The sequence below is a fragment of the Pantoea sp. Pa-EAmG genome, assembly GCF_030024295.1.
Taxonomy (GTDB): domain Bacteria; phylum Pseudomonadota; class Gammaproteobacteria; order Enterobacterales; family Enterobacteriaceae; genus Pantoea; species Pantoea dispersa.
Genome location: NZ_JASEWO010000225.1, coordinates 1 through 6122, shown reverse-complemented (window position 1 = coordinate 6122; position 6122 = coordinate 1). Strand labels below are relative to the sequence as shown.

Genomic DNA, 6122 nt, shown 5'->3' with positions numbered 1-6122 from the left:
CCTCTGACTGGAAGCCACGCGTCTCTTGTCCTTTCATGGTCATTGCTACCTCAACAGAATCGGGGTTGATCAATTGTTGAGAGTGAAATGGGGATGGTGGAAAGAATTTCAAGCCGGTATCGCAGCAGGATACCGGCAAGTGGTCAGAATTTAATCTTGTGCCGTCCGGCAAGCGAGTGCGAAAGCGTTGTGCCGTCGACCATTTCCAGTTCACCGCCAACCGGAACCCCGTGCGCAATGCGGCTGGCGTCAACGCCATACTGGCCGCACAGCTCAGCGATATAGTTAGCCGTGGCTTCGCCTTCCACCGTTGGGTTGGTGGCGAGGATCACCTCCTGCAGCGTCTCACGTTCAAGGCGCTGCTCCAGCCGATCCAGGCCAATGTCCTGCGGGCCGATGCCGTCCAGCGGCGACAGATGGCCCATCAGCACAAAGTAGCGACCGCCAAACTGGCCGGTCTGCTCGATGGCGTGGATATCCGCCGGGCTCTCCACCACGCAAATCTGGCCGTTTTGCTGACGGCGGGGATTGGCGCAGATAGTGCAGATCTCCTGCTCGGTGAAGGTGCGGCAGTCGGAACAGTGGCCGATCTCTGCCATGGCGCGGGTCAGCGCCTGCGCCAGACGCATGCCACCGCTGCGATCGCGCTGCAACAGATGAAACGCCATGCGCTGCGCCGATTTCGGGCCAACGCCCGGCAAACAGCGCAGCGACTCCATCAAAGCTTCAAGCAGTGGACTGGTTTGCATCAGAACGGCATCTTGAAGCCAGGCGGCAGCTGCATACCGGCAGAGACGGACGCCATCTTCTCTTTCTGCGTTTCATCAATACGGCGCGCCGCATCGTTGAACGCCGCAGCGATCAGATCTTCCAGCATCTCTTTGTCATCTTCCAGCAGGCTGGGATCGACTTCCACGCGGCGGCAGTTGTGCGCACCGTTGATGGTCACTTTGACCAGGCCAGCCCCTGATTCGCCGGTGACTTCCAGTGCGGCGATCTCTTCCTGAACTTTGGCCATTTTATCCTGCATCTGCTGGGCCTGTTTCATCAGGTTGCCCAATCCGCCTTTACCAAACATAGTCTTCTCTCTCTGCTGGGGCTGCGCGCAAACAAGCTGCGACAGCGGGTGTTCAAACGGGTCGAATACTCTCTTCATCCAGGTCGGCATCGAAGAATCGACGCAGGGTCTGAATATGAGTATCGCTTTCGATCGACTGGCGCGCCTGCACCAGCTTCTCTTCATAAATGGCCTGACGCCATTCCAGTGGCGTCAATACCGCGGGATTATCATCTTCAACGATGGTCAGTTCAACCGTTTGTCCGGCCGACTGACTGAGCGCCTCGGCCAGCGACTGTCGGGCAGACGCCGAATTCAAATGACGCTGGCTGCTGCGCAGATGCAGTGTGACGCTGTTTTCGCCCACTTCCTTCCACGCATTTAACGCCACTTGCTGCACCAGTTTGGGCAGCGTCAGTGCGGCAATTTCTGCTGCCCAGGCATCGCGCTGCTGGGCTTCTTCTGCCAGACGCAGCGCCAGCTCAGGCGTTTTCTCATGCTCCAGCGCGGAACGCAAGGCTTTTGGCGTAGCGACCGGCTCAGCTTTCACTTCCACCGTCTGCTGTGCTTTCCAGCGATAAGCTTCCGGTTTGGCCGGGGTTTTTACTGCCGGTTCTGCAGCACGCTGCTGCACACGTTCAGTGACACTGGCGAGACGTTCCAGCGCCGGATTCGCCGGCCGCGCGGAACGCGCTGCCGGCTCACTCTTTTTTGCTTTGCCGGCTCCCTGACGCAGCAACTGCGTTCGCGCCTGAAGTAGCTGACTGGTGGAGTCGGACAGATGTTCGGGTGCCGGTGGCATATCCGGGTAGTCATCGGCCATCGGCGGCACATCGTGCATGGGCGGCGCCATCTGCGGCTGTGCAGCAGGCGCGGCTTTCGCGGCCGGAGCCGATGGCGCTACCGGCGCTTGTGGCGCGGCCTGCGGAATCAAGCTGGGGCGGGCGACCGGTTCGGCAATGGTGGCCTGCGGGTGGAAAGCCAGCGCACGCAGCAGCGTCATCTCAACGCCTAAACGACGATCCGGCGCCAGCGGCAGGTCTTTACGCCCCATCAGCAGGGTCTGGTAATAGAGCTGAACATCGGCAGGCGGTAAGACGCGGGCTAAGTCGCGCAGGCGCTGTGCCTGAGTAAGATCATCTTCGCCCAGCGAACTCGGCAAAAGTTGCACCATCGCCACGCGGTGCAGCAGACGCAGCATCTCCACCAGCAGCGCTTCCCACTCAACACCACGCGAGGCCGCCTGGTTCAGTAGCGCCATCACCTGCTCGCCCTGGCCATCAATCAAGGCTTCAATCAACGCCAGCGGCTGCTCATCATCCAGCGTGCCCAGCATCTGCGCCACGGTTTCACGCGTCACGCTCCCCTGCCCCATGGCAATCGCCTGGTCGGTCAGGCTGAGCGCATCGCGCATACTGCCGTCTGCGGCACGCGCCAGCAGATGCAGTGCGCGCGGCTCGGCGGCAATCTGCTCCTGCTGCAACACGTGCGCCAACTGCTGCTGAATTTGCTCGACATCCAGCGCTTTCAGATGGAATTGCAGGCAGCGAGACAGAATGGTGACCGGCAGTTTCTGCGGATCGGTGGTCGCCAGCAGGAATTTAACGTGCGAAGGCGGCTCTTCCAGCGTTTTCAACAGTGCGTTGAAGCTGTGACGCGAGAGCATGTGCACTTCATCGATCAGGTAAACCTTGAAGCGTCCACGTGCCGGTGCGTATTGCACGTTATCCAGTAAATCTCGCGTGTCCTCGACCTTGGTGCGTGAGGCGGCGTCGATTTCAATCAGATCGACAAAACGGCCCTGCTCGATTTCACGGCAGTTGTCGCATTGACCACAAGGCGTGGAGGTAATGCCGGTTTCGCAGTTAAGGCCTTTCGCCAGCAGACGCGCGATCGAGGTCTTCCCTACGCCGCGAGTACCGGAAAAGAGATAAGCATGATGGATTCGTCCCAGTGACAGCCCGTTGGCCAGCGCAGTCAGCACATGTTCCTGACCGACTACGTCAGCGAAAGCCTGGGGACGCCATTTTCGCGCAAGTACCTGATAGCTCATGTGGATTCAATCACTGGAGTTGTTTAACCTGGCACAGCAGCACGCTCAGTTGCGCCGATTCTGCCGTGGGACTTAGGGGAAAAATGCGGTGACGCAAACCCTGTTTATTTTGACAGGAGTGTAACAGCCACAGCCGGATATGCCTATACCCGTGATACGTTGCGCGCTGCGCTTCAGGGCGGAATACGCCTGTCAGGGAGTGCGAAGAGAGGCGCCGCCGGGCATCAAGGCGGGCGGCGCGATGGCCTTAGTGGCCGGGGAAGTTGACCAGGCTGTAGCAGTCGATACCCAGCGCGTTCAGGCGCGCTTCGCCGCTTAAATCAAACAGGTTGATCACGAACGCGGCATCTTTAACTTCACCGCCCGCACGACGAATCAGTTTCACCGTGGCTTCAAGGGTGCCGCCGGTAGCCAGCAGATCGTCCACCACCAGCACCACATCGCCGGGTTTGATGGCGTCTTTGTGCAGTTCCAGCGCGTCTGAACCGTACTCCAGTTCATAGCTTTCGCTGAAAGTTTCACGCGGCAGTTTGCCCGGCTTGCGCACCGGCACAAATCCCACGCCCAGACCCAGCGCAACCGGCGCCCCGAACAGGAAGCCACGCGCTTCGGTGCCCACCACTTTGGTGATGCCTTTATTACGATAACGCTCAACCAGAATGGCGATCGCTGCGGCATACGCCTGCGGATCTTCCATCAGACTGGTGACGTCACGGAACAGGATGCCCGGCTTCGGATAGTCAGGAATGCTTTTGATGCTGTTTTTGATCAGTTCAAGCTGCTGCGCAGTTGCGGTCATAACGGTTACGCCTGGAAAAATATCTAAAACGCGCAGCTTCCACAGCGCCAATACCCGGAAACCGGGTTAAGCGAAGTCGTTTCTCAAAGGGAAGCCACGCACGAAGATGCCCAAATCTAAGCAAACAGCCGGCTAAATGCAACCCTGATGCTACGGTTCGTGCGGGTTCGCACTTTCTGCTACAACCGGGATGCGCCACAGCATGAGCAGCAGCAGCGCCAGCATCACACCGAGCAGGATGCGCAGCCACAGCAGCTTCACCAGCCAGATTGAAAGCGCAAAGGTGATGACAATCAGCAACATGGCGCGGCTTTTGGCACCGGGCGGCATGGCGCGATGCTGCTGCCAGTGACGCAGATAGCGGCCAAACGGCGAGCGCCACAGCAGCCAGTGGTGAAAGCGTGGCGACGAGCGGGCAAAACACCAGGCGGCCAGCAACACGAATGGCGTGGTCGGTAGTAAAGGTAATACAATGCCCAGCGTGCCCAGCACAATAGCCAGCCAGCCAAGGCTTAACAGTAAAATGCGCTGCATGCCAGATGCCTGAAAAATGTCACAACAGCGCTACGTTAACACAGACGGAATCGAAGTGATGCCTCAACTGCGCGCCCAACAGCGTCTGCACGCAATGATTGACACGCTGCGCCAGCAGATTGCGCAGCAGCCGGACGGTAGCTGCCGTCAGCCGCGCTTTGACGCGCAGCTGTTTCGCTGTAAAGGCACGCGGCTGGCTGACTATCTGCAAGAGCTGCAGCACAATGCGGCGCAGCTCGCGGCGTCCAACAGTGATGCGTCGCGCCGCCAGTGGCTGGCGCAGAAGGTGCTGGACCAGATTGCCGCGCTGCAGCGCGAGTGCAGTAGCCAGCAACTGCGCGTGGTGCGTGAACGGCCGCGGCGCGATCCGCTGCAGCCGAAGCGTGATGAGTACCGCGGCTACGAAACGCGACTGCTGGCCATGCTGCAGCAGCGCGAACAGCACCTGGCGCGCGCTGAAACGCTGAGCGTGCAGCAGCAGCTGATGCGCGAGGTGGAGATTCTGCAGGAGCGGCTGGCGCGCTGCCGCGCCGCGCTGCATAAACTGGAGATCGCGGCGCAGCCGTAAGCCGTTCGCTTTCCTCTATACTGGAAACAGCGCTGACGGGAGGAGAAGCATGACCCTTATCATCTGGATTATTATTGGCCTGGCTGCCGGCTGGCTGAAGCGGAGGGTGTTTCCCGGCCGTCCCGGCGGACTGGTGCCGACGCTGGTGCTGGCGGTGATCGGCGCGCTGATTGGCGGCTACATCGCCACGTATTTCACCACGGGCGACCTCGGTACGCTGCATCCGACGGGCTTTGCCGTGGCGCTGGCCGGTGCCCTGCTGATGCTGTTGGTCGCCGCTAAACTACGTATTTAGGAGACACTATGACGCTGGATACCGCGCCGGACGACATCAAGCTGGCGGTCGATTTAATTCAGCTGCTGGAGGAAAACCAGGTGCCCACGGCCACGGTGCTGGCTGCGCTGGCGATTGTCCAGCGCGATTATGAGCAGAAGCTGGCGGCCGAGCGCACCGCTTAGCGCGTGCCGGCGAGCGTCGGGCTCAGGCGCAGCATATCTATAAATGCCTCGACCACCTGCGGCGCTTCACTCACCAGATCAAAACTTTGCGGATTGAACAACCAGCTCTCCATCATGCCGCTGATGTAGCCGCGCATCAGCAGCGCCGCCTGACGGGTGTTGAGGCTGGCCGGGAGCTGCCCGGCCTCGATACAGCTGCGCAGCACCTCTTCGATGCGGTCATAACACGCCTGCAGCAGCCCCTGCTGCATCGCCATTAACGTCGACATTTCGCCAACGAACTCACATTTATGGAAGATAATCTCCATTAATGCGCGTCTTTGTGGATCCTTTGCTGTGGCTTCAAGGATATAGATCAGCATCGAACGCATTACAGAAAGTGGATCGCCAGAGTATTTTGTCTGATACTCAAGTTCCACATCGTCGAGCCCGGCGTCGCAGCGCAGCCAGATCTCCTGTAACAGATCGGCTTTATTTTTAAAATGCCAGTAGATAGCACCGCGCGTGACGCCAGCGGCCGCGGCGATATCCGCCAGTGAGGTGGCGGCCACACCGTGTTCAGAAAAGTGAGCTAAAGCGGCATCCAGAATTTGATGTCGCGTTTCAAGTGCTTGCGCTTTGGTTTTTCGTGCCATAGAGGACTTTTTTTACA

Annotated in this window: 9 protein-coding genes and 1 other annotated feature; of the genes, 3 read left to right on the top strand and 6 right to left on the bottom strand. The window is 59.4% G+C overall.

Annotated features, from left to right (window positions below; all coding sequences use genetic code 11):
- Nucleotides 1-143: 143 nt before the first annotated feature.
- The 5 genes from recR to QMM04_RS20210 form a co-directional block, all read right to left on the bottom strand.
- Entirely contained in the window at nt 144-749 is a 606-nt protein-coding gene (gene recR, locus QMM04_RS20230) for a recombination mediator RecR (RefSeq protein ID WP_031279660.1), read from the bottom strand.
- On the bottom strand, nt 749-1078 hold the full coding sequence (locus tag QMM04_RS20225) for a YbaB/EbfC family nucleoid-associated protein (RefSeq protein ID WP_010616869.1): 330 nt from the start codon (nt 1076-1078) through the stop codon (nt 749-751). The genes recR and QMM04_RS20225 overlap by 1 nt, the downstream gene beginning before the upstream one ends.
- 52 nt (nt 1079-1130) lie before the next feature.
- Complete coding sequence (dnaX, locus tag QMM04_RS20220; protein WP_282996864.1) at nt 1131-3110, bottom strand: DNA polymerase III subunit gamma/tau; 1980 nt, start codon at nt 3108-3110, stop codon at nt 1131-1133.
- Nucleotides 1728-1789 (bottom strand) — a sequence feature (DnaX frameshifting element). Its footprint overlaps the gene before it by 62 nt.
- A gap of 247 nt (nt 3111-3357) precedes the next feature.
- On the bottom strand, nt 3358-3909 hold the full coding sequence (gene apt, locus QMM04_RS20215; protein ID WP_031279659.1) for an adenine phosphoribosyltransferase: 552 nt from the start codon (nt 3907-3909) through the stop codon (nt 3358-3360).
- Between the two features lie 150 nt (nt 3910-4059).
- Nucleotides 4060-4443: a DUF454 family protein gene (locus QMM04_RS20210; RefSeq protein WP_021507215.1), complete on the bottom strand. Its 384-nt coding sequence runs from the start codon at nt 4441-4443 to the stop codon at nt 4060-4062.
- A 58-nt stretch (nt 4444-4501) separates the two neighbouring features.
- Here QMM04_RS20210 and QMM04_RS20205 point away from each other — a divergent pair, with 58 nt between their 5' ends.
- From QMM04_RS20205 to rsmS, 3 genes are read left to right on the top strand one after another with little or no spacing between them, the layout of a single operon-like run.
- Nucleotides 4502-5011 carry a primosomal replication protein gene (locus tag QMM04_RS20205; protein ID WP_282996865.1) on the top strand — a complete coding sequence of 170 codons (510 nt, stop codon included), beginning with the start codon at nt 4502-4504 and terminating at the stop codon, nt 5009-5011.
- A 49-nt stretch (nt 5012-5060) separates the two neighbouring features.
- The gene (locus tag QMM04_RS20200; protein ID WP_010616865.1) at nt 5061-5306 is read left to right on the top strand and encodes a membrane protein; all 246 of its coding nucleotides are present in this window, start codon (nt 5061-5063) and stop codon (nt 5304-5306) included.
- An 8-nt stretch (nt 5307-5314) separates the two neighbouring features.
- Nucleotides 5315-5470: a pleiotropic regulatory protein RsmS gene (rsmS, locus tag QMM04_RS20195; protein ID WP_021507212.1), complete on the top strand. Its 156-nt coding sequence runs from the start codon at nt 5315-5317 to the stop codon at nt 5468-5470.
- Here rsmS and acrR read toward each other — a convergent pair.
- The gene (gene acrR, locus QMM04_RS20190; RefSeq protein ID WP_058769398.1) at nt 5467-6105 is read right to left on the bottom strand and encodes a multidrug efflux transporter transcriptional repressor AcrR; all 639 of its coding nucleotides are present in this window, start codon (nt 6103-6105) and stop codon (nt 5467-5469) included. The two genes, rsmS and acrR, sit on opposite strands and share 4 nt — an antisense overlap.
- Between the last annotated feature and the right edge of the window lie 17 nt (nt 6106-6122).

Excerpts from the sequence above, each read along its gene's own strand:
- QMM04_RS20200 (WP_010616865.1), top strand. The coding sequence starts at position 5,061 with ATGACCCTTATCATCTGGATTATTATTGGCCTGGCTGCCGGCTGGCTG.
- recR (WP_031279660.1), bottom strand. The coding sequence starts at position 749 with ATGCAAACCAGTCCACTGCTTGAAGCTTTGATGGAGTCGCTGCGCTGT.
- apt (WP_031279659.1), bottom strand. The coding sequence starts at position 3,909 with ATGACCGCAACTGCGCAGCAGCTTGAACTGATCAAAAACAGCATCAAA.
- QMM04_RS20205 (WP_282996865.1), top strand. The coding sequence starts at position 4,502 with ATGCCTCAACTGCGCGCCCAACAGCGTCTGCACGCAATGATTGACACG.
- QMM04_RS20225 (WP_010616869.1), bottom strand. The coding sequence starts at position 1,078 with ATGTTTGGTAAAGGCGGATTGGGCAACCTGATGAAACAGGCCCAGCAG.
- QMM04_RS20210 (WP_021507215.1), bottom strand. The coding sequence starts at position 4,443 with ATGCAGCGCATTTTACTGTTAAGCCTTGGCTGGCTGGCTATTGTGCTG.
- rsmS (WP_021507212.1), top strand. The coding sequence starts at position 5,315 with ATGACGCTGGATACCGCGCCGGACGACATCAAGCTGGCGGTCGATTTA.
- dnaX (WP_282996864.1), bottom strand. The coding sequence starts at position 3,110 with ATGAGCTATCAGGTACTTGCGCGAAAATGGCGTCCCCAGGCTTTCGCT.
- acrR (WP_058769398.1), bottom strand. The coding sequence starts at position 6,105 with ATGGCACGAAAAACCAAAGCGCAAGCACTTGAAACGCGACATCAAATT.